Origin of the sequence: Klebsiella sp. C349492 (assembly GCF_042055345.1) — a bacterium.
Taxonomy (GTDB): Bacteria; Pseudomonadota; Gammaproteobacteria; order Enterobacterales; family Enterobacteriaceae; genus Klebsiella; species Klebsiella scottii.
In genome coordinates this window covers 233621-255914 of sequence record NZ_JANQCE010000006.1, presented here as the reverse complement: position 1 = coordinate 255914, position 22294 = coordinate 233621, and the positions used below count along the sequence as shown (strand labels likewise).

General features: G+C 61.1%; 17 protein-coding genes. 10 read left to right on the top strand and 7 right to left on the bottom strand.

The genetic code is table 11. The features are described from left to right. Window positions 1-46: 46 nt before the first annotated feature. Both fucI and fucP read right to left on the bottom strand, forming a co-directional pair. Window positions 47-1822, bottom strand: coding sequence for an L-fucose isomerase (gene fucI, locus NWP14_RS21175; protein ID WP_375215930.1), 1776 nt, complete (start codon window positions 1820-1822; stop codon window positions 47-49). A 30-nt stretch (window positions 1823-1852) separates the two neighbouring features. Beyond that, window positions 1853-3163, bottom strand: coding sequence for an L-fucose:H+ symporter permease (gene fucP / locus NWP14_RS21170; RefSeq protein ID WP_346430770.1), 1311 nt, complete (start codon window positions 3161-3163; stop codon window positions 1853-1855). 566 nt (window positions 3164-3729) lie between these two features. Here fucP and fucA point away from each other — a divergent pair. Next, complete coding sequence (gene fucA / locus NWP14_RS21165) at window positions 3730-4377, top strand: L-fuculose-phosphate aldolase (RefSeq protein WP_095098704.1); 648 nt, start codon at window positions 3730-3732, stop codon at window positions 4375-4377. Between the two features lie 27 nt (window positions 4378-4404). After that, window positions 4405-5553: a lactaldehyde reductase gene (fucO, locus tag NWP14_RS21160; RefSeq protein ID WP_095098701.1), complete on the top strand. Its 1149-nt coding sequence runs from the start codon at window positions 4405-4407 to the stop codon at window positions 5551-5553. Between the two features lie 90 nt (window positions 5554-5643). Here the strand turns inward: fucO and xni are convergent, their stop codons facing one another. Together xni and NWP14_RS21150 are read right to left on the bottom strand one after the other, a co-directional pair. Continuing rightward, window positions 5644-6399, bottom strand: coding sequence for a flap endonuclease Xni (xni, locus tag NWP14_RS21155; RefSeq protein WP_375215929.1), 756 nt, complete (start codon window positions 6397-6399; stop codon window positions 5644-5646). A gap of 152 nt (window positions 6400-6551) precedes the next feature. After that, the gene (locus NWP14_RS21150; RefSeq protein ID WP_375215928.1) at window positions 6552-8495 is read right to left on the bottom strand and encodes an aliphatic sulfonate ABC transporter substrate-binding protein; all 1944 of its coding nucleotides are present in this window, start codon (window positions 8493-8495) and stop codon (window positions 6552-6554) included. A gap of 271 nt (window positions 8496-8766) precedes the next feature. Between NWP14_RS21150 and ssuD the strand changes: the two genes are divergently transcribed. From ssuD to NWP14_RS21110, 8 genes are all read left to right on the top strand, one after another. Next, the gene (gene ssuD, locus NWP14_RS21145; protein WP_095098692.1) at window positions 8767-9939 is read left to right on the top strand and encodes an FMNH2-dependent alkanesulfonate monooxygenase; all 1173 of its coding nucleotides are present in this window, start codon (window positions 8767-8769) and stop codon (window positions 9937-9939) included. A 44-nt stretch (window positions 9940-9983) separates the two neighbouring features. Continuing rightward, on the top strand, window positions 9984-11378 hold the full coding sequence (locus NWP14_RS21140) for an FAD/NAD(P)-binding protein (protein ID WP_375215927.1): 1395 nt from the start codon (window positions 9984-9986) through the stop codon (window positions 11376-11378). Between the two features lie 40 nt (window positions 11379-11418). After that, window positions 11419-12825 (top strand): LLM class flavin-dependent oxidoreductase, encoded by a 1407-nt coding sequence (locus NWP14_RS21135; protein WP_241722870.1) that lies wholly within the window; start codon window positions 11419-11421, stop codon window positions 12823-12825. Further along, entirely contained in the window at window positions 12822-13841 is a 1020-nt protein-coding gene (locus NWP14_RS21130; protein ID WP_375215926.1) for a methionine ABC transporter ATP-binding protein, read from the top strand. The genes NWP14_RS21135 and NWP14_RS21130 overlap by 4 nt, the downstream gene beginning before the upstream one ends. Then, window positions 13838-14536, top strand: a complete 699-nt coding sequence (locus NWP14_RS21125) for a methionine ABC transporter permease (RefSeq protein WP_132513005.1) — start codon at window positions 13838-13840, stop codon at window positions 14534-14536. Before NWP14_RS21130 ends, NWP14_RS21125 begins: the two co-directional genes overlap by 4 nt. Continuing rightward, complete coding sequence (locus tag NWP14_RS21120; protein ID WP_095098678.1) at window positions 14533-15411, top strand: MetQ/NlpA family ABC transporter substrate-binding protein; 879 nt, start codon at window positions 14533-14535, stop codon at window positions 15409-15411. Before NWP14_RS21125 ends, NWP14_RS21120 begins: the two co-directional genes overlap by 4 nt. 171 nt (window positions 15412-15582) lie before the next feature. After that, window positions 15583-17004 (top strand): MFS transporter, encoded by a 1422-nt coding sequence (locus NWP14_RS21115; RefSeq protein WP_095098676.1) that lies wholly within the window; start codon window positions 15583-15585, stop codon window positions 17002-17004. A gap of 10 nt (window positions 17005-17014) precedes the next feature. After that, window positions 17015-18238 (top strand): acyl-CoA dehydrogenase family protein, encoded by a 1224-nt coding sequence (locus NWP14_RS21110; RefSeq protein WP_375215978.1) that lies wholly within the window; start codon window positions 17015-17017, stop codon window positions 18236-18238. 37 nt (window positions 18239-18275) lie between these two features. Here NWP14_RS21110 and NWP14_RS21105 read toward each other — a convergent pair whose 3' ends face one another. From NWP14_RS21105 to NWP14_RS21095, 3 genes are all read right to left on the bottom strand, one after another. Next, entirely contained in the window at window positions 18276-19214 is a 939-nt protein-coding gene (locus NWP14_RS21105; protein WP_375215925.1) for a sulfonate ABC transporter substrate-binding protein, read from the bottom strand. 155 nt (window positions 19215-19369) lie between these two features. Next, complete coding sequence (locus NWP14_RS21100; RefSeq protein WP_375215924.1) at window positions 19370-20737, bottom strand: L-serine ammonia-lyase; 1368 nt, start codon at window positions 20735-20737, stop codon at window positions 19370-19372. A gap of 57 nt (window positions 20738-20794) precedes the next feature. Continuing rightward, window positions 20795-22084, bottom strand: a complete 1290-nt coding sequence (locus NWP14_RS21095) for an HAAAP family serine/threonine permease (protein ID WP_346430773.1) — start codon at window positions 22082-22084, stop codon at window positions 20795-20797. Window positions 22085-22294: the final 210 nt, after the last annotated feature.

The window sequence follows — 22294 nt, the reverse complement described above, 5'->3', positions numbered from 1 at the left end:
TCCTGAAACAAAAAAAGCCCTTTCGCGATGAAAGGGCGGAAACGTATTAACGTTTGTACAGCGGGCCATAGTTCTGGCAGGCGCGGTAGTCCTGACCTTCAGTATCCATACCGTGCGCAGACCAGGTTGAAGGGCGATAGATTTTCGCCTCTTCCACGTTATGCATGCAGACCGGAATACGCAGCATGGAGGCGAGGGTGATAAAGTCCGCGCCGACGTGGCCGATGGTCAGCACGCCGTGGTTGGCCCCCCAGTTCGCCATCACCGAATAGACGTCGGAGAACGGGCCCTTGCCGGTCAGACGCGGCGCAAACCAGGTGGTTGGCCAGGTGGAGTTGGTGCGAGCGTCCAGCTGGTCGTGCATCTCTTTCGGCAGCTCGACGCTCCAGCCTTCGGCGATTTGCAGGACCGGCCCGAGGCCTTTAATGATGTTCACCCGGGTCATGGTAAAGGGGACGCCGCCTTCGGTGAGGAAGCGCGAGGAGAAGCCGCCGCCGCGGAAATACTCGTGGATCGCCGGGCACCACTCGGTGGCTGCGAGGCAGGCGTCGGCCTCCTGCTGCGAGATTTCCCAGTGCGGTTTCATGGTCGGATTGCCCTCGGCATCGCGCTGTTTACAGGAGCCGTCCAGCGCCGCGGAACCGGAGTTGATCAGGTGGATAATGCCGTGTTCCGCCAGCCCGGTAAGCGGCTGGCCCGTCACCCGTTCGACCGCATCCGGCGACCAGTAGGTCCGCACGTCGGCAAATACCTGGGCGGTGCCGGTGAGCTGATGGCCCAGCAGCATTGCCACCCCGTTGAGGCTGTCATTTTCGGTCGCGACAACCAGCGGCTCGCGCACCCCGTGCCAGTCAAACGAGCTGTTCAGCAGCGCCTCGGCGGTATCGCCGTTCGGGTATTGATCGGTCCAGTGGCGCTGGCCCTGAAAACCGGCGGCAATGGCGTTATAGCCCAGCGACTCTTCTACCAGGCCCTTCTCCGCCAGCTTCGCGTTGCCCTGCATCATGTCGCGGATACAGATCGCCATCAGCAGGCTCTCTTTCAGGACGGCCCGGCTCTGCTCCGCATTGCGTTTGTACTGCCTGGCGTTCTGATCCTCACCGTAGCGGAAGTTTTTATCCGCCCACGCCAGCGCCATTTCCAGCTCCACCTCATCATAGATTTTCTGGTCGATGCGCCGACGCAGCTCGGTCATATCGACTGCCTGCACCTTCATGCCTAGCCAGGATTCGAAGAAGTTATGATCGACGATGGAGCCGGCAATCCCCATGGATACGCCGCCGACGGAGAGGTAGCTTTTGCCCTTCATGGCGGCAACCGCCAGCCCGGCGCGGGCGAAGCGCAGCAGCTTTTCTTCGACGTCCGCAGGGATCGAGCTGTCGTCCGCGTCCTGAACGTCGTGACCATAGATCGAGAAGGCCGGAATGCCCTTCTGGCTGTGGGCGGCCAGCGCGGCGGCGAGATAGACCGCTCCCGGACGCTCGGTGCCGTTGAAGCCCCAGATGGCTTTCGGGCGCATCGGGTCCATATCGATGGTTTCGCTGCCGTAGCACCAGCAGGGGGTGACGGTAATGGTCACGCCGACGTTGTGGCGACTAAATTTCTCTTCGCAGGCCGCCGACTCCGCCATACCGGCGATGCAGGTATCCGCAATGACGCACTCGATCTGCGCGCCGCAGGCGTGGCGAAGCTTCTCGCCGATCAGCGCGGCGGTGGCCTGCGCCATATTCATGGTTTGCTCTTCCAGCGATTCGCGTACGCCCATGCGACGTCCGTCAATGACCGGGCGAATGCCTATTTTCGGTAAGCTGATTTTTTTCATTCCAGACTCCTCACGTTATTCGGAAAATGTTCAGTTTGTTGCCGTTTGTGAACGGAAACGGGCAAAAATAAAGATGATGGCGAAGCACAGCGTCGGGACCAGTTCGGCGGTCGGAATATTGCCCGCCGCATCGCTGACAAATCCCATGACCGGCGTGACGATCCCGCCGCCGATAATGGTCATGACGATAAACGACGAACCGTATTTGGTATCCTGCCCCAGATTTTTGATCCCCAGAGAGAAAATGGTGGGGTACTGAATCGACATAAACGCGCTGCACAGGGTTAGCGCCAGCAGGCCGATATGCCCGCCGCTGAGCGCGGAAATCAGGCACAGCGCCATCGACAGCAGGGCGTAGGCGGCGAGCACTTTATGCGGGGCAAAGCGGCTGATGAGCCAGGTGCCGCTAAAGCGGCCGATGAAGAAGCAGACCATAGTGCCGGTCAGGTAGTTCGCGGCGAAGCCGGGCGTCATGCCGGGGATCTCTTCGATAGCATAGCGAATTAAATAGCTCCAGCAGGCCGTTTGCGCGCCAACGTAGCAGAACTGCGCCAGAACCGCCCAGCGCCAGTGGCGAATGCGCACCAGCCTGGAGAAGGAGGCGGTCAAAGAGCTCTGGGCGCTATCTCCGTGGTCGTCGCTTTGCAGAGAAGGGAACTTTGTCAGCGCGATCAGCACGGCAACCAGCAGCACGATCGCCACGATAATCATATACGGCGTCTGAACCGATAACACCAGGCTGTGCTTATAGGCGCTGAGCTGCTCGGGCGCCATTTTATCGAGCACTTCCTGAGATTGATGCGGCACGTTAGACAAAATAAGACTTTGCCCAAAGACGACGGCAATAATGGCGCCAAAGGAGTTAAAGGTTTGTGCCAGGTTGAGGCGGAAATGACCGCCGCTTTCCGGGCCAAGGACCGTAACGAAAGGGTTGGCGGCGGTTTCAAGACATCCCAGACCAGCGGCAATAATAAAAAGGCCAATCAGGAATAAAGTGTAATTCATTATTTCCGCAGCTGGCCAGAATAAGGCAGCGCCGAACGCGTAAAGGAATAGCCCGGTAATTATCCCGGCTTTATAGCTGAGTTTTTTCATCAGGATCCCGGCGGGAACGGGAATGACGAAGTAGCCAAAATAAAATGCTGATTGAATCAGCCCGGCCTGAAAATTAGTTAAGGTAAAAGCCTGCTGGAATTGCGGCAGCAAAATGTCATTTAAATTATTGGCAACGGCCCACAGGAAAAATAGCGAGCACAGCAGGGCGAATGGAATAATATAGCGCTTACTTTGGCCGACATCTATCGCACGAAAACTCTGCGTTTGTATTGTTGTGTTTCCCATAGCATCCTCATCAGTTCAGAAGCGTGTCCAGCATCTTTAGAGTGCGGCTGGCAACTCTCTCCAGCCGGCAAAACAAGGTGAGTTCCGATTAAGCGGCAGCGAATAAAATGCTCTCATGGATGAACTCATGAATTCATTTTCAAATAAACAACGCCTTTTAATATGATGGCGGTCACATTTGGCCCGAAGACTATGGCTTTATGTGATTAGCATCACTTTAATTTATCTAAAACAATGACCGTTTGAGATTATTTAATTTAAAAGCCACAGCGGCGCTGCCCGATTTAATTTATTGCGGCGCAAACGGGCAATTGTTAAAGACAGAGGGAAATGCCCGTTTTAAAAAAGAAAAATAATAACGGGCAGTTTTCTTCGGTGAAAGTAACCGGCGCTTTATTTATTCGCGGAGATTAATTGATGGCGGTCACAGAATACGCTGATATCAATTCCATTCTGGTTATTCAATATGATGATGGTAAGTAAATATCCAATTAATTCGACAGAACCGGGATGATGTTAAGTGAGGATTCTGTTGGTCTGTTTTGAAACGCTGAGAGAGGTAAAGAATGGAACGAAATACGCTGGCGCGGCAGATTATTGATACCTGCCTGGAAATGACCCGGCTGGGGCTGAATCAGGGGACCGCAGGCAACGTGAGCGTGCGCTATGAAGGCGGCATGCTGATTACGCCGACGGGCATCCCGTACGAAAAGCTCACCGAATCCCACATCGTATGGATTGACGCCAACGGCCAGCATGAGCAGGGCAAGCTGCCGTCAAGCGAGTGGCGTTTCCATATGGCGGCCTACCAGACCCGCCCCGACGCGCAGGCGGTGGTCCATAACCACGCGGTGCACTGTACCGCGGTGTCGATCCTTAACCGGCCCATTCCGGCGATCCACTACATGATTGCCGCCGCCGGCGGCAACTCCATCCCCTGCGCGCCCTACGCCACCTTCGGAACGCGCGAGCTCTCCGAATATGTGGCCGTCGCGCTAAAAAACCGCAAGGCGACCCTGCTGCAGCATCACGGGCTGATTGCCTGTGAAGAGAGTCTGGAAAAAGCGCTGTGGCTGGCGCATGAGGTGGAGGTGCTGGCCCAGCTGTACCTCAGCACGCTGGCGATTATCGATCCCGTGCCGGTACTGGATGACGAAGCGATAGCCATCGTGCTGGAAAAATTCAAAACCTATGGGCTACGTATCGAAGAGTGATCCCGCACGACAAACAGGAGACGGGCAATGGCGAACAGAATGATTTTGAACGAAACGGCGTGGTTTGGCCGAGGGGCGATAGCGGCACTATCCGACGAAGTGAAGCGTCGCGGCTATCGTAAGGCGCTGATTGTCACTGATAAGACGCTGGTTCAGTGCGGCGCGGTTAGCAAGGTCACCGACAGGATGGATGCCGCCGGTCTGGCGTGGGAGATCTTTTCCGCCGTGATCCCGAATCCGACGATTGCGGTTGTACAGGAGGGGCTGCGGGTTTTTCAGCAGAGCGGGGCGGACTACCTGATCGCCATTGGCGGCGGCTCGCCGCAGGATACCTGTAAGGCGGTGGGGATTATCAGCGCTAACCCTGAGTTTGCCGACGTTCGTAGCCTGGAAGGGCTATCGGCAACCCGCGCCCCGAGCGTACCGATTATGGCCATTCCGACCACCGCCGGAACCGCGGCGGAGGTGACGATCAACTACGTGATCACCGATGAGGAAAAGCGGCGTAAATTTGTCTGCGTCGACCCGCACGATATCCCCCAGGCGGCGTTTATCGATGCCGATATGATGGACGGGATGCCGCCGGCGCTGAAAGCCGCGACCGGCGTCGACGCGTTGACCCATGCCATCGAAGGCTACGTTACGCGGGCGGCCTGGGCGTTAACCGACGCCCTGCACCTGAAAGCGATAGAGATTATTGCCGGCGCGCTGCGCGGCTCGGTGGCCGGCGAGAGCCGGTCCGGTGAGGCGATGGCGCTGGGGCAGTATATTGCCGGGATGGGTTTTTCCAACGTCGGCCTCGGGCTGGTGCACGGCATGGCGCATCCTTTAGGCGCGTTTTACAACACGCCGCACGGCGTGGCCAACGCCATTCTGCTGCCTCACGTGATGCGCTATAACGCCGCGTACTGCGGAGGTAAGTTTGCCGATATCGCCCGGGCTATGGGCGAGAAAGTTGAAGGCAGAAGCGAAGAGGAGGTACGCCAGGCGGCGGTAGAGGCGGTGTGTAAACTCAATCGTGACGTGGGGATCCCGCCGCATCTGCGCGATGTCGGGGTACGTAAAGAGGATATTCCGGCGCTGGCGCAGGCGGCGTTTGACGACGTTTGCACCGGCGGCAACCCGCGGGAAGCCAGCCTGACGGAGATTATCGAGCTTTACCACTCCGCCTGGTAAACGCTGCCGGGGGGCAAGGGCGATGCTGGCTATCGCCCTTTCTGGCTGAACCTCGGCCGCCAGCTATACCGACTATGCCAGCGACACCGACTACGCCGTCAGCCGCAGCTGCTGCAGATTGCCGTCGAGCTGTAAATCGGTCTGCAGGCGGGCGATTTCACGACAGGTGAACGCCATCTCTTTATGCTCTTCCAGCTTCTTGCGCCACTTCTCCGCGACCTCGTCGAGACGGGCGTAAATCCCCTCCAGATCCGCAAACTCGGTTAAGAGCTGGGCGGCGCTTTTAGGGCCGATACCCGCCACGCCCGGTACCTTCGAGCTGCTAATGCCCGCCAGGCCCCAGTAGTCAGGCAGCTGCTGCGGGGTCACGCCAAACTCTTTGGCAATAAAGGGGGCGTCCAGCCAGCGCTTCTGGAAGTAGTCGCGGATGCGAACCGTGGGCGAAAGCAGCTGGCAGTAGCCTTTATCCGTGGAGACGATGGTGGCCTGGTGCCCGGCCTGGGCCACCTTCATCGCCAGGGTGGCGGCGAGATCGTCGGCTTCGCTGCCCGCTAAGGCCCAGCAGCGTATTCCGCGCTGTTCAAACGCCGCACGGAGCGCGGGCATTTCGGCCTCCAGCGTCTCCGGCATCGGCGCGCGGCCGGCTTTATATTCCGCCAGACGCTGGTGCCGCCAGCTGTGGGCGCGATCGTCATCATCAAATACCGCCACCGCGTGCGTTGGCTGACTATGGACGATCAGCTGCTCCAGCGCGTGCAGGCAGGTGTCAACGCAGGGCGAACCCTGCACCGCGTGAATGCGGCGAATCAGATTGAGCGCGTCGACGATTAACAGATGAACGGCCACAGGTCTCTCCTTATCATTTAGCCCGGCGGATGAGCGGCCGGCCTGGCCGGGCGCCGTGCCCGACCAATGTTCTCAGAAATGTAAGGGTATCATTGCCGTGCGGAGGAGGCTATCGGCACGGGGATAATCGGGAACGCGCCTCGTAAAGCGGCTTAATCCGCGTGCAGCAGCAGGCCCAGGTCGCTATGGGCCGCTTCCCCGTACCAAACGGCTTCGCGCACGGAAACCGGTTTGCCGATCAGTCCGAGGGCATAAAAGCGGTCGGCGATGGTCTGCTGCGCGCGGATGACCTTAAGATCCATCATCCGTGGGCGATGGCTGCGCCGCGCGAGGGCGAGGGCCAGCGAATCGACGTTAATGCCTAATTCGGCGGCAAGCAGGCCGGCGGCCTCCTCGCGCCGGCGGTCGATAAACTGCCCGGTTTGCGTCAGCTCGTGCAGCAGGCGCTGCATGATGTCGCCGTTGCGATTGACGTAATCGCGGCGCGAGAGATAGAACTGATGGTTGTGCACCCGGCCCTCGCCGCTGGCGACCACCCGCAGCTCTCCGGTATGTTCGGCGTCGCTGAGCAGCGGGTCCCACATCATCCACGCGTCGACCGCCAGATAATCGCTGGCGGTGAGAGGGTACTTCGGCGGGATGTAGACCACCTTCACGTCATTCAGGCTCAGCCCGGCCTCTTCCAGAATCTGCAGCAGCAGCCAGTGCACGTTTGAGCCCTTATTCAGCGCAATACGCTTGCCGCGCAGATCGCTGAGGGCGCGGATATCGCTATGCTGCGGCACCACCATCGCCACGCTTTGCGGCGCCGGCGGCTCCCACGCGACGTACACCAGCTCGGCGTTGCTGGCCTGAGCAAAGACCGGCGGCGCTTCGCCGGTGGTGCCAAAATCGATCTCATTGCAGGCAAGGGCGTGCAGCAGCTGCGGCCCGGCGGGGAATTCGCTCCACAGCACGCTGACGCCAAGGCTGGAGAAGGCGCTCTCGAGGCTCTGCCGGGCCTTTAAAATGCCGAGGTTGCCGAAGCGCTGATAGCCGATGCGCAGCTCGCGGTCTACGGACGCGGTTTCGGCTAACCGGCGCGGAGCCGTTTCCACCCGGCGGCGGCTTTTAATCATGCCGATGTTGGCCAGCTGGGTACGCAGGGTGTGGCGACTGATCCCCAGCAGCGCGGCCGCCTGGCTTTGATTGTCGTCGCAATGGGCCATAGCGCCGCGGATCAGCGCGCCGGTCATGCGCTCCCACAGCGCGTCGCCGGGCTGGGCGAGCTGCTGGTGGATAAAGTCGTCCAGCTCAATATCCGTTGCCGTCAGCGGCGCGGCGTGCAGCGTGGTCAGGCGCAGCTGTGCGGGCGTAATCTCCTCCTCTTTGCTGAGCAAAACCGCGTTATGCAGCGTGTTTTCAAGCTCGCGGATATTGCCGGGCCACGGGTAGTCCATCAGCCGGGCTAACGCCTCAGGCGCCAGATAGCGGGTTGGGCGCCCCAGCCGACGGGCGTAGAGCGATAAGAAATGATTGGCCAGCAGCGGAATATCCTGGCGGCGCTGGCGCAGCGGCGGCAGCGGGACGATGGCGATATTCAGGCGGTAATAGAGGTCTTCGCGGAAGCGGCGCTCGCGGATCGCCTGCGCCAAATCTACGTGGGTGGCGGCAATGACCCGCACGTTGACTTTAATCGCCTTGCGCGAGCCGACGCGGGTAATCTCGCGCTCCTGCAGCACGCGCAGCAGCTTCACCTGCAGCGGCAGGCTTAATTCGCCAATCTCATCGAGCAGCAGCGTGCCGCCCTCGGCGGCCTCAAACCAGCCGGGATGCCCCTGCACCGCGCCGGTAAACGCCCCCTTTTCGTGACCGAAGAGCTCCGCTTCCGCCAGGCTCTCGGTGAGCGCGCCGCAGTTCACGGCGAGAAAAGGCTGCTGGCGGCGGCTGCTGTGGTGATGCAGGTAGCGGGCGACCACCTCTTTACCGGTGCCGGTTTCACCGACGATCAGCACGGTGGCCTCCGTGGGCGCCAGTTTATCCAACAGGTTCTGAAAGGCTTTTGACGCCGGATCGATCAGCACCGGGGTATCGGCTGGGGGTTCAGGATTGAGCATGGTAGTCCTCCGCTAAATAACGCCTTGAACTTATCCTCTGTCGGCGGTGGTAAACACGGGCAAACTCTGTGGTTTTGTTGCAAAAGCGGCAGCCTCGCCCCATCTGCTGGCGCATTTGCAACAGCCTGGCGGGCGCAGAATTTTATTAATTATTTGATTTTATTGTCTTAATTTTCCTGTCCGCATTGGCACGATTATCGCTAACACTCATATAACCAAATTAAAACAACTCTTCGATGAATATCGAATATGGTTATATAGGAAATGGATAATGACGCAGAAAGCTAGCGATAAGATCAACGTGTTTTGGTTCTTACCCACCCACGGCGACGGCCGCTATCTGGGCACCACCGAAGGCGGACGCCCCGTTGATTTAGCGTACTTACAACAGGTTGCTCTGGCCGCCGACAGCCTTGGCTACTACGGCGTGCTGATCCCTACCGGCAAAAGCTGCGAAGACTCCTGGCTGGTCGCCTCGGCGCTGGCGCCGTTAACCCGCCGCCTGCGCTATCTGGTTGCGGTGCGTCCGGGACTGCAGCCGCCGACGCTGGCGGCGCGCATGGCGGCGACCCTCGACCGCCTGTCGGAAGGCCGGCTGCTGATCAACGTGGTAACCGGCGGCGATCCGGTGGAGAACAAGGGCGACGGGATTTTCCTCGACCATAGCCAGCGCTATCAGGTTACCCGTGAATTTCTTGACGTTTACTCGCGCCTGCTGAAAGGCGAAAAGGTGGATTATCACGGCGAGCATATTCAGGTTGAGGGGGCGGAAGTTCTCTTCCCGCCGGTGCAGGAAAACGGCCCGCCGCTCTATTTCGGCGGCTCTTCAGAGGAGGCCATTGACGTTGCCGCCGGGCAAATCGATAGCTATCTGACCTGGGGAGAACCGCCTGAGCTGGTGGCGGAGAAGCTGGCCATCGTGCGCGAGCGCGCCGCCGCCCGCGGCCGCACCCTGCAGTACGGCATTCGCCTGCACGTTATCGTCCGTGAAACGGAAGAAGAGGCCTGGGCCGCCGCCGACCGTCTGATTGCCCATCTGGATGATGACACCATCGCCCAGGCGCAGAAGATCTTTGCCCGCATGGATTCCGCAGGCCAGGCGCGAATGAGCGCCCTGCATAACGGCTCCCGCGACAACCTGCGCATCGCCCCGAACCTGTGGGCGGGCGTTGGCCTCGTGCGCGGCGGGGCGGGTACGGCGCTGGTCGGCAGCCCGCAGCAGGTCGCGGACCGCATTCGCGAATATCAGGCCCTCGGCATCACCAACTTTATCTTCTCCGGCTATCCGCACCTCGAAGAGGCCCACCGCTTTGCCGATTTGGTCATGCCGCTGCTGCCGCTTGCCGGCAACGCGCTGCCCAAAGCGCGCGGCGTGAATACCGGCCCGTTTGGCGAAACCATCGGCGGCGATAAGCGGCCGGTTAAACAGGTCAGCGCCAGCTGAGCGGGAGGTGGACATGCTTTTCTGCCTCCAGAGGGGGATTGCCGATGAGCGCTGAACCGCAGGTGGTCATTATCGGCGGCGGGTTCAGCGGCGCCGCCGTGGCGATTGAGCTTCTGCGCCTGGCCCCGCACGGGCTGCGGGTGACGCTGCTGGAGCCTCGCGCCGTGCCCGGCGCGGGGGTGGCCTACTCCACCGCCGAGCCCTCCCATCGCATCAACGTCCCCGCCGCGCGGATGCAGCTGGCGGGCGAGGAGGAGGGCGCTTTCGACCGCTGGTATCGCGGCCAGCCGGCATTTGCCGACGACCCGCAGGCGCGGCGTGAGGACGGCGCGCTCTATCCGCAGCGCGGCCAGTTTGGCCGCTACGTCAGTCAGCGCTTTGCCGATGCGCTGCGGGCGAGCGCGGGACGGCTGGTCCACCTGCGTGAGCAGGCGCTGGCCTATGACCCGCGCGGCGTCACCACCGCCAGCGGCCGGCTGCTGAAAAGCGATCTGCTGATCCTCGCGGTGAGCCATCCGCCGCCGGCGCTGCCGCGCCTGGCGGCCCCTTTCCACGACCATCCTGCGCTGATTGCCAATCCGTGGCGTGCGGACGCGCTTGCCGACATTGCGCCGGATGCGCGGGTGGCGGTGATGGGTACCGGGCTGACGATGGCCGACACCATCGCCACCCTGTCGCGGCTCGGACATCGCGGTCCGGTGACGGTATTTTCGCGGCACGGCCTGCTGCCCAGAGGAAACATCAGCGGCGCTGCCGAGCCGTGGCCCGGCGACTATCGCCAGGGCACGCTGCGTCAGCGGCTGCGGCGGGTGCGGGAAGATGTCCGTCGCGCCGCGGAGCTGGGGCAGCCGTGGCAGGTGGTGCTGGACGCGGTGCGTAACCAGGGGCAGAGCATCTGGCAGGGGCTGACCTTTGCCGACCGCCAGCGCTTCCTGCGCCATCTGCGCAGCTACTGGGATGTGCATCGCTACCGCATCGCCCCGCAGGTCGCCGATGTGCTTAGCCAGCGGCAGCGCGACGGCAGCCTGAAGGTGCAGGCGGCAAGGCTGACGGCGCTGGAGGGCGATGCCCGCCGGCTGACCCTGACCCTGAGTCCGCGCCACGGCGACCCTCAATCGCTGACCGTCGATCGCCTGATTCTGACCACCGGCCCCGCGCACGGCGGCCTGATCGACAGCCAGCCGCTGCTGCGCGACCTGGCGCAGGAGGGGCTGATCCGCGCCGACGCGCTCGGGCTCGGGCTCGACGTCGACTCGCGCTCCCGGGCGATTGGCCGCGAGGGCGTGGTGACGCCAAAGGTACTGATTTCCGGTCCGGCGGCCCGCGGACGTTTTGGCGAGCTGATGGGTCTGCCGCAGGTCGCCGACCATGCCGCCGCGGTCGCCGCCGAAGCGCTGGCGACGCTGGGGATCGAGAGTTCTTTCGTTATTCATGATTAAGCGTGCGCCCCTCGATCGGGACGCACCGTGGAGAAGTGCTATGTCATCACAACGCGAAATTCGTCTTAATGCTTTTGATATGAACTGCGTCGGCCACCAGTCGCCGGGGCTGTGGACCCATCCGCGCGATCGCTCATGGCAGTACAAGGATCTGGACTACTGGGTTGACCTCGCGCGTCTGCTGGAGCGCGGGAAGTTCGACGGCCTGTTTATTGCCGACGTGCTGGGCATCTACGACGTGCTGAACGGCAACGGCGATGCCGCCATTCGCCAGGCAACGCAGGTGCCGGTGAACGATCCGCTGGCGCTGATTACCCCGATGGCGCTGGTGACGGAGCACCTCGGCTTTGGCCTGACCGCATCGCTGTCGTTTGAGCATCCGTATCCGTTTGCCCGCCGCCTGTCGACCCTTGACCATCTGACCAAAGGCCGGGTGGGCTGGAATATCGTGACCTCATACCTGGAAAGCGGGGCGCGCAACATTGGTCATCAGGCGCAGACCGATCACGATGCGCGCTACGACTACGCCGACGAGTATCTCGACGTGGTCTATAAGCTGCTGGAAGGCAGCTGGGAAGACGGGGCGGTGCTGCGCGATCGCGAACGGGGGATCTTCAGCGATCCGCAGAAAATCCATCCGATCAACCACCAGGGCAACTTCTTCTCGGTTCCGGGGATCCACCTCTGCGAGCCCTCGCCGCAGCGCACTCCGGTGCTCTATCAGGCCGGGGCGTCGAGCCGCGGGAAGCAGTTTGCCGCCGGGCACGCCGAGTGCGTGTTTGTCGCCGCGCCGTCAAAAACGCTGCTTAAAAAGACCGTGGCCGACATTCGCCGCCGCGCCGCGGAGGCCGGGCGCGATCCGCGCAGCATCCTGATTTTTAACCTGCAAACGGTGATCGTCGGCGAAACCGATCGCGAGGCGCAGGCCAAATGGCAGGAGTATAAATCCTACGTCAGCTATGAAGGGGCGCTGGCGCTGATCTCCGGCTGGACCGGGATCGACTTCGGCCAGTACCAGCCGGATCAGGTGCTGAAATATCTGCATACCAACGCCATTCAGTCGGCGGTCGAGGCCTTTTCCACCGCCGATCCGGACCGTCAGTGGACGGTGCAGGCGCTGGCCGACTGGGTGGGGATTGGCGGCTTCGGCCCGCTGATCGTCGGCAGTGCGGAAACCGTGGCCGACGAGCTGCAGTCGTGGGTCGAGGAGACCGATGTCGATGGTTTTAACCTCGCCTACGCCGTCACCCACGAAACCTTCCGCGATGTGGTGGATCTGCTTATTCCCGAGCTGCAAAAGCGCGGCGTCTTCAAGCAGGAGTACCGCGAAGGCACGCTGCGCGAAAAACTGTTCGGCGCCGGGCCGCGCCTGGTGGCCCCGCATCCAGGGGCCAGCTACCGGCGCGGCGTGCGCATCGACGCCGGGGCGGGGGAGAAGGTGACATGATTGAGATAGACGACCTGCATAAAAGCTACCGCACGGCGGGGGAGCGGGTCAGCGAGGTGCTGAAAGGGCTGTCGCTGCGGGTGCCGACCGGCTCCATCACCGCGGTGGTGGGGCCAAGCGGCGCGGGTAAATCGACCCTTGCACGCTGCATCAGCCTGCTGGAGCGCCCCGACAGCGGCAGCATCCGGGTTAACGGCAACGACCTGTCGCTGCTCAGCGGCGAGGCGCTGCGCCGCGAGCGGCGGGCGATCGGCACCGTTTTCCAGTCCTCGGCGCTGCTGAACCGCAAAACGGCCTGGCAAAATATCGCCCTGCCGCTGGAGTACCTCGGGGTGGTGGAGCGGGATGTTAAAGCCCGGGTCGGCGAACTGCTGGAAAGCGTCGGCCTGAGCGATAAAGCGGACGCCTGGCCGGCCCAGCTCTCCGGCGGCCAGCGCCAGCGCATCGGCATCGCCCGCGCCCTGGCGCTGCGTCCTTCGGTGCTGCTGGCGGACGAGGCCACCTCCGGGCTGGACCCGCAGGCCACCGCCGCGGTGCTCAATTTGCTTAAACGCCTGCGCGATGAGTATCGCCTGGCGATCGTGCTGATTACCCACGAGATGGACGCGGTACGCGCGGCGGCGGATGCGGTCGCTGAAATTCGCGACGGCGCGATCCTTCAGTTCGGCGAGGTGAAAGAGCTGCTGGCGCGCCCGGATTCTCTGCTGGGCCAGCAGCTGCTGCCGCTCTCTCCGGTGGCGGCCCATAGCGATCTGCTGCTGCGCCTGAGCTACCGCTGGGATGTGCCGGTGGCCACCGACTGGATCAGCCGCCTGAGCCAGCAGTTTGCGCTGCAGATCGACCTGCTCGGCGGCCACGTTGAGGTGATCAACGGCCGGCTGGCGGGACGGCTGCAGGCGGGGGTGCGCTTTCAGGGCGAGCGCCTGTCGGCGGCGCGGATGCTGGCGCTGCTGGCGCAGCTCGGTATCGCGGCGGAGGTGCTTGACGGCGCGCCGGAACTCAAGGAGGCGGTATGAAACCTTCGGTAATCAGCCAGGATACCCCCTGGAGCGAGATCCATACGCTGCTGCTGCCCGCCTACGGCGAAACCTGGCTGATGGTGGCCATTGTGATGCTGTTTGTGGTGACCCTCGGCGGAGTGGTCGGAGTGGTGCTATTCAACGCTTCGTCGCGGGGCCTGTTCCCGCACGCCGTGCTGTACCGGGTGCTGAACTGGGTGGTGAATATGGGGCGCTCCCTGCCGTTTCTGGTGCTGATGGCGGCGATTATTCCCTTCACCTTCTGGCTCACCGGGACAACGATCGGCATTCCTGCCGCCGTGGTGCCGATGATCGCCGCCGGAGTGCCGTTTTTCGGCCGGCTGGTGGAAAACGCGCTGCGCGAGCTGCCGGCGGAGGTCACCGCCGTGGGGATCGTCTGCGGCGGCTCGCGCTGGCAGATTATCCGCAGCGCCCAGCTGAGCGAAGCCCTGCCCGCGCTGGTGGCGGCGGTGACGCTCAACCTGGTGTCGATGATCGAATATTCCGCCATTGCCGGCACCATCGGCGCGGGAGGGATCGGCTATCTGGCGGTGGTGTACGGCTACCAGCGCTTCGACAATCACATCATGATCGCCACCATTATCGCGCTGATCGCCACTATCCAGCTGATTCAATTTTTCGGTGACCGTCTGGTCAACAAACTTCGCCACACGCAGGGGATCTCTTCATGACAACAGAACAGTTTGAGTTACGTAAGGCCCGCCGCTGGCCGTGGCTGGCGGCGCTGGTAGTGATTGTGGCGCTGGCCGTCGCCTTCTGGTGGTGGCGGGGAGAGGCCCGGTCGCAGCAGGTGGTGTTCGGCACCACCCTGAAAATTCATTATGAACCGGCGATGGCCGGCGAGCAGCGGATCATCGAGTACATCGGCGAGCATATCGCGCCGGATTACGGCCTGAAGCTGGAGGCGGTGGGGGTACAGGATCCGGTGCAGGCGGACCGCGCGGTGGCGCAGGGGGAATATGCGGGAACCATCTATCAGCATCAGTGGTGGCTGAAGCAGGTGGTGGACGCTAACGGCTTCGCGCTTTCCACCACGGTGCCGGTGTTCCAGTGGGCCTTTGGCATTTACTCCGATCGCTATAAATCGGTTAAGGATCTGCCGAACGGGGCGACGATCGTGGTGCCGGATGATGGCGCCAACCAGGGGCAGGCGCTGTGGCTGCTGCAGCGCATCGGCCTGATTACGCTCGACCCGGCGGTGGAGCCGCGCACGGCGAAGCTGAAAAATATCGTCGGCAACCCGCATCAGTTTAATTTCAAAGAGCTGGACCTGTTAACCATGCCGCGGGCGCTCAATTCGGTGGATGCGGCAATCGGCTATGTCTCGCAGTTTGATGCCGGAAAAGTATCGCGTGACAGAGGCATTTTATTCCCGCCGGCGCCGCGCACCTTCGCTTCGCAATTGGTCATCGGGACGCCTTATTTGTCGCAGGAGAATATCGTCAAATTAAAACAGGCGTTTTCCGACCCGCGGATCCAGACCTGGCTGAAAACCACCGACGATCCGCTGGTGAAAGACGTGCTGGTGCCGGTTTCCGCCGAATAATCTGCGCTGATGAGCGATCTCGCAGGACGGGCGAAAGCTCGTCCTGATTTTGCCGTTTTATTCAATTAACTTATTGAATATATTGATTTTTATATGCGTATTTGTTGGTTCCACTTTATCAACGGTCGGCCTATAACTGCGATCGTCTGCACAACATAATAAGGTGAAAACATGAGTACGCTGTCTGTTGATAATCCCGGTGTGGCCTCCGCGCCGGTGAGTAGCGTCGGGGATGTGGCGCGGCTAATTAATTCGGGCAAGGATCAGGCTAAATATGCGCGGATGATTGTCTTCCTCGCTCTCGGCGGCGTCTTCCTTGACGCCTATGATTTAACCACGCTCTCCTACGGCATCGACGACGTGGTGCGTGAATTCCAGCTCTCGCCGCTGCTGACCGGCCTGGTCACCTCATCCATTATGGTCGGCACCATTTTTGGCAACCTGATCGGCGGCTGGCTGACGGATAAATATGGCCGCTATTCGGTGTTTATGGCCGATATGCTGTTTTTTGTCGTCTCGGCTATCGCCGCGGGGCTGGCGCCCAACGTCTGGGTGCTGATCGGCGCCCGTTTCCTGATGGGCATCGGCGTCGGTATCGATCTGCCGGTCGCCATGTCCTACCTCGCTGAATTCTCCCGTTTTACCGGCAAAGGCAACAAGGCCTCGCGCCTCGCCGCCTGGTGCCCGATGTGGTACGCCGCCTCGACGGTCTGTTTTCTGATTATCTTCGGCCTCTATTTTCTGCTGCCAAAGGAGCATCTCGACTGGCTGTGGCGCGCCTCGCTGCTGTTTGGCGCGGTTCCGGCGCTGCTGATTATCGCCGTGCGCAGAAAATTTATGAATGAATCGCCGCTGTGGGCGGCAAACCAGGGAGACCTGGCCTCGGCGGTGCGCATTCTGCGCGACTCTTACGGCATTGCCGCCCATGAAGCGCCGGCTGAACGCCCCGCGCCGCCGCCGAAGGTGAGCTTCCGCGTGCTGTTTGAAAAGCCGTACCGCGAGCGCACCATCGTTGCCGGGGTGATGAATATCTGTATCTCCTTTGAGTACACCGCCATCGCCTTTTTCCTGCCGTCGATCCTCGCGCAGTTTCTCGGGGCCGGCGTGTTTGAAACCATCTCCGCTTCGCTGGGGCTGAACGCGCTGTTTGCCTTTACCGGCGGTCTGCTGGGAATGCATCTGGCGTGGAAATATCCGTCGCGCCACGTGGCGATTGCCGGCTTCGCGCTGCAGTTTATCGCCCTGATTGTGCTTGCTCTGGTGGGTCAGCCGCAGGCCACCGTCGGCGTGGTGCTGGCGATTGCGATGCTTGGGCTGTGGCTGTTTGCCGAGGGCTTTGGCCCCGGCGCGCAGCTGATGATCTATCCGGCGCTCTCCTATCCAACCTCGATTCGCGCCACCGGCGTCGGCTTCAGCCGGGCGCTCTCCGGGATCGGCAGCGCGCTGGCGCTGTTCGTGCTGCCGCTGCTGCAGGCCTCCCTCGGCACGCAAATGTTCTGGGTGGTATCGCTGGCCGCCCTGATTCCGATCTTCTTCCTGCTTGCGGTTCGCCACGAGCCGACGCGTCACGACATTGACGACAGCCACCATTAAGGAACAGATGATGACACTACTTTCTACCGGTACCGATTACGAACTGCTGGCGGCGGCCTTTCGGCCGATTTTCTCGCGCATTGCGCAAGGGGCGGCCAGCCGCGAGCAGCAGCGTATTCTGCCCGAGGAGCCGATTCGCTGGCTGAAGGAGGCGGGATTCGGCACGCTGCGCATTCCGCGGGAAAAGGGCGGCTGGGGCGCGTCGCTGCCGCAGCTGATTGCCCTGCTGATTGAGCTGGCCGAGGCTGATTCAAACCTGCCGCAGGCGCTGCGCGCTCATTTTGCCTTTGTTGAGGATCGTCTGAATCAGCCCGATTCTGCGCAGCGCGATCGCTGGTTCCAGCGTTTTCGCGACGGGGAGCTGGTGGGCAGCGGCTGGACCGAAACGGGGGCGGTAAAGCTTGGGGAGGTGAATACTCAGGTGACGCCGGACGAGCACGGCTGGCGGCTCAGCGGCGAGAAGTTTTACAGCACCGGGACGCTGTACGCCGACTGGATTGACGTCTTTGCCCGCCGCAGCGACAACAACGGCGACGTGATAGCGCTGGTCAGTACCAGGCAAAGCGGGGTGGAGCGAGAGGACGACTGGGATGGCTTTGGCCAGCGTCTGACCGGCAGCGGCACCACCCGCTTCCGGCAGGCGCAGGTTGAGCAGGAACATGTCTACGATTTTGCCGAGCGCTTTCGCTACCAGACCGCCTTCTATCAGCATATCTTACTGGCGACGCTGGCGGGTATCGGCCTGGCGGTAGAACGCGATGCCGCCGAAGGGGTGAAAAAACGCTCCCGTATGTACAGCCACGGCAATGCCGCCGTGCCGCGCGAAGATCCTCAGGTGCTGCAGGTGGTAGGGCAAATCAGCAGCTGGGCGTGGGCGACCCGCGCGGCGGTGCTGCAGGCGGCGGAGTCTTTACAGCAGGCCTATATCGTTCACGCCAGCGGCGACGAGGCGCTGATTGAGCAGCGTAATCGTCTGGCGGAGGTTGAAGCGGCGCAGGCGCAGGTGATTGCCAGCGACTGGATACCGCGCGCGGCGACCGAGCTGTTTAACGCCCTCGGCGCGTCGGACACCCGGGTAGGCAAAGCGCTCGATCGCCACTGGCGCAACGCGCGCACGGTGGCGTCGCATAATCCGGTTATCTATAAAGCGCGCAATATCGGCAACTGGCTGGTCAACGGCGAAGCGCCGACCTTTATCTGGCAGATAGGCAACGGCGAGAAAACGCAGGGGTAAGGAGGGAGGCGACGGGGAAAACCGTCGCCGTTAATCACTATTTATCCTGCGACCAGGTGGCGCTGCGCACGTCCACTTTGACCGGCAGCAGGCCAACGCGGGTGAAGGTATCCGCCAGCGCCTGCTGTTCGTTATAGACCGCAGGCGTCATGCGTTCGGCGCCGTAGGGCAGGCGGGCGAGCGCTTTCAGCCAGATAGCCTTATCCAGCCCGGTTGAGGTCGCCAAAATCCCGGCGGCGTCGTCCTGATGAGCGTTAGCCCAGTCGCTGAGCTGGCGTAACTCATCCACCACCTGTTTTGCCGTATCCGGGTGGTTTTCGGCAAATTTGCGGCTGGCGAGATAGAAGGTGTAGTGCGGCACCAGCCCTTCAGCGTTGCGGATCTGCCGCGCCTTGGCGTTGGTTTCGACTTCGGCAAGGTACGGGTCCCAGATAACCCAGGCATCAATGGCGCCGCGCTGGAAGGCGGCGCGGGCATCGGCCGGAGGCAGATAGACCGGCGTGATATCTTTATAGCTCAGTCCGGCTTTTTCCAGCGCGGCCACCAGCAGGTAGTTGACGTCAGAGCCTTTATTCAGCCCCACGCGCTTGCCTTTCAGGTCGGCCACGTTGTGGAGCGTCGAGTTTTCCGGCACCACGATGGCTTCGGTTTTGGGGTTCGCCGGGGAGTGGGCGAGATAAACCAGATCCGCCCGCGCCGCCTGAGCGAATGCCGGCGGAGCGTCGCCGGTGGCCGCCAGGTCGATACTGCCGACGTTCAGTCCTTCCAGCATCTGCGGACCGGCAGGAAACTCTATCCAGCGCACGGCGATCCCCTGTTTTTTGAAGGTCTCATCGAGGGTTCCGCGATATTTCAGCAGGGCGAAAATATTGGCTTTTTGATAGCCGATGTTAACGGTTTCCGGCGCCTGTGCCAGCGCGGAAGCAGAGAGGCCGAGCACCAGCGGCAGCAGGGCCAGATGGAACCTTTTGGACATGATTTGTTCTCCTGTAGCGGTTAACCGTAAGGTAACAAATTGCCCTTATAACCAATAAATAACTAAATCTTAGTCTATATAACAAAAGTAGCGGTCGGCGCGGCGGGGAGTGCGGGAGAGTGCCCGGCAGGCGCGGCTGCCGGGCTGGAGAGGGCTTAATCGCAGGTCACGATTTTCATCGCCAGGCCACCGCGCGACGTTTCACGGTACTTGGCGTTCATATCCTTGCCGGTTTCGTACATCGTCTCGATAACCTTATCGAGGCACACGCGCGGTTCGCTGGTGCGGCGCAGCGCCATCCGGGCGGCGTTGACGGCCTTCACCGAGGCGATGGCGTTACGCTCGATGCACGGCACCTGAACCTGGCCGGCAACCGGGTCGCAGGTCAGACCCAGGTTGTGCTCCATACCAATTTCCGCGGCGATGCACACCTGGCCCGGGCTGCCGCCCAGCAGCTCGGTTAAGCCGGCCGCCGCCATCGAACAGGCCACGCCGACCTCGCCCTGGCAGCCCACTTCGGCGCCAGAAATCGAGGCGTTCATCTTATACAGCGAGCCAATTGCGCTGGTCACCAGCAGGTAGCGCGCCAGAGAGTTAGCGTTGACCTTGCGGATAAACTTATCGTAGTAGGCCAGTACCGCAGGCACGATCCCGCAGGCGCCGTTGGTCGGCGCGGTGACCACGCGGCCGCCGGCGGCGTTCTCTTCGTTCACCGCCAGGGCGAACATATTGATCCAGTCAACGACCGCCATCGGATCGCTGTTGGTATTGTCCTGGCTGACCAGCATCCGGCGTAACGCGGCGGCGCGGCGCGGGACCCGCAGCTTGCCCGGCAGAACCCCTTCGGTGCTGATGCCGCGTTCGATACCGCCGCTCATCACTTCCCAGACGGCGGTAAAGTGCTGCTCCAGCTCTTCTTTGCTGTGCAATGCCAGCTCGTTTTGCATCATCAGGCCGGAAAGCGAGAGCCCGCTTTCGCGGCAGTGCCGCTGTAAATCAGCCGCATTTTGGTAGGGATAAGGCACGGCAACCGGCGCGTCGTTGCTCTGGCCGAAGTGCTGTTCGTCGACGATAAAACCGCCGCCGATGGAGTAGTAGGTCTGGCTATAGAGCACTTTGTCGCCGCCGAGGGCGGTAATGCGCATGCCGTTTTCATGCAGCGACAGGTTGTCAGCATGAAAATTCATGCAGCGGTCAACCGGGAAGTCGACTTCCTGCTGGCCGTTTGCCAGCATCAGGCGCCCGTGGGTGTTGACGTCCTGAATAAACGCCGGAATGGCGTCAATGTCGACGCTATCGGGCATGTTGCCCGCCAGGCCCATAATAATCGCAATGTCGGTGTGGTGGCCTTTGCCGGTCAGGGAAAGGGAACCGTATACGTCGACGATGACGGTGGTGACGTTGGCAAGCAGCCCGCGCGCGATAAGGTCGTCGGTGAATTGTTTGCCCGCTTTCATTGGCCCCACGGTGTGGGAGCTGGAAGGGCCAATGCCGATTTTAAAGATATCGAATACGCTGATCATGATGCACATCCAGAGCTGTCGGAAAGCGCGCCGCCGGCGGGCGGCGCGAGGGGGAGATTAGCTGAACAGAGAGTAGAAAATTGCGGAGATAGCAATCAGGCCCATAAGCACCACGAAGACGTTGCTGACGTGGCCGCTGTATTTGCGCATCGCCGGGACTTTCTGAATCGCGTACATCGGCATCAGGAACAGAATCATCGCGATAATCGGGCCGCCTAGGGTTTCGATCATACCGAGAATGCTCGGGTTCAGCGTCGCCACAATCCAGGTGGTGACCAGCATGAACAGCGCGGTGATTTTGTTCAGCTTATTGATTTCGATGGATTTACCTTTACCGCGCAGGGATTTAATCACCATGCCGTTAAAGCCTTCACGGGCGCCAAGATAGTGGCCGAGGAAGGATTTGGTGATGGCAATCATCGCAATGATCGGCGCCATCCAGGCAATCAGCGGGGCGTTAAAGTGGTTCGCCAGGTAAGAGAGAATCGAGATGTTCTGATCTTTTGCCGCCGCCAGGTCCGTCGGGGAGAGGCTCAGTACGCAGCTGAAGACGAAGAACATAACGGTAATCACCATCATGATGTGCGCGCGGGCGAGGATGCTGGAGCATTTCTTCTCAGCGCCCTGGCCGTACTCTTCACGCTTCGCCACGGCGAAGGAGGAGATGATCGGTGAGTGGTTAAAGGAGAAGACCATGACCGGAATCGCCAGCCATAGGGTCATCCACAGGCCGTTGCCGGTAGAGGTTGCGCTGCTCAGGGAGAGCGTTTCCAGCGCCGCGCCGTTCCACTCAGGGATCAGATACAGCGCCAGAATCATCAGGGCGACCACGAACGGGAACACCAGCACGCTCATCGCTTTAACGATCATCTGCTCACCGAAGCGCACGATGGTCATCATCCCGACGATCAGGATCAGCGAGAGAATCGCGCGCGGCGGCGGCGTCATGTGCAGCTGGTGCAGCATGAAGCTCTCGACGGTATTGGTAATCGCGACGCTATAAACCAGCAGGATCGGGTAGATAGCAAAGAAGTAGAGCAGGGTAATCAGCTTACCGGCGCCAACGCCAAAGTGTTCTTCGACGACTTCGGTGATGTCCTCGCCCGGATTCTTACCGGAAAGCACAAAACGGGTCATCCCGCGGTGGGCAAAGAACGTCATCGGGAAAGCCAGAATAGCCATGATGATCAGGGGGATAAGGCCGCCGACCCCGGCGTTGATCGGCAGGAACAAAACGCCCGCGCCGATAGCCGTGCCGTACAGGCCCAGCATCCACATGGTATCCGTTTTGCGCCATCCGCTGCGGGTTGCGCCCGAAACGACAGTGCTGGTTTGCGTGGTTTCCATCTGTATCTCCTGGAGGAAGCAACAAAAAATAATAAATAAAATCAATTAAGTAATATAAAATTCGTTTGTTTACGGTTTTTTAGTGATTTTCTCCGTAACAAGTGGGGCGGAAAGATACATTCATATTGGAAATCTATCAGTGATCTCGATCTCAATTGCAATAATCCACTTTCAAGGTGGGTATTTTTAGTCCAACAGTCTGTTTCTGAT